Source organism: Aeromonas sp. ZOR0002 (genome assembly GCF_963866995.1).
Lineage (GTDB): Bacteria > Pseudomonadota > Gammaproteobacteria > Enterobacterales > Aeromonadaceae > Aeromonas > Aeromonas caviae.
In genome coordinates, this window is sequence record NZ_CAWMFQ010000333.1 from 1 (window position 1) to 599 (window position 599).

Sequence of the window (599 nt, forward strand, 5' to 3'; positions counted from 1 at the left end):
TCGCCTGGGCGCTCCCGCAGTGCCGGGGCGTGGATCGGAAACACGCTCAGCCGGTGGTAGAGGTCGGCCCGAAACTGCCCCTCGACCACCGCCTGTTTCAGATCCCGGTTGGTGGCCGCCAGGATGCGCACATTCACCTTGAGCGGGGTGTCGTCACCGATCCGCTGCAGATCGCCGTATTGCAGCACCCGCAGCAGCTTGGCCTGCAGCGCCAGGGAGAGCTCCCCTATCTCGTCGAGAAACAGGGTGCCCTTGTCCGCCAGCTCGAACTTGCCCGCCCGATTGTGGATGGCGCCGGTGAAGGCCCCCTTCACGTGACCGAACAGCTCGCTCTCGGCCACGGATTCGGGCAGGGCGGCGCAGTTGAGGTAGACCAGGGGGGCATGGGCGCGGGGTGAGCCGCCATGCACCGCCTTGGCGATCAGTTCCTTGCCGACCCCGGTCTCCCCCAGGATCAACACGTTCAGCTCCGAGCTGGCCACCACCTCGATCTCGTGGCGCAGCCGGGCCATGGCGGGGGAGTGGCCTACCATCTCCGGCTGCTCGGGGCCGGGCCGGGTGCCGGGGACCAGGGGCTCGCTGCTTTGGCGGGCGAGCCG

General features: G+C 69.1%; 1 protein-coding gene. It reads right to left on the reverse strand.

Annotated elements, in window-relative coordinates; all coding sequences use genetic code 11:
* The coding region (locus tag AACR77_RS18120; protein WP_042883205.1) for a sigma 54-interacting transcriptional regulator at positions 1-599 on the reverse strand (599 nt) is incomplete at both ends.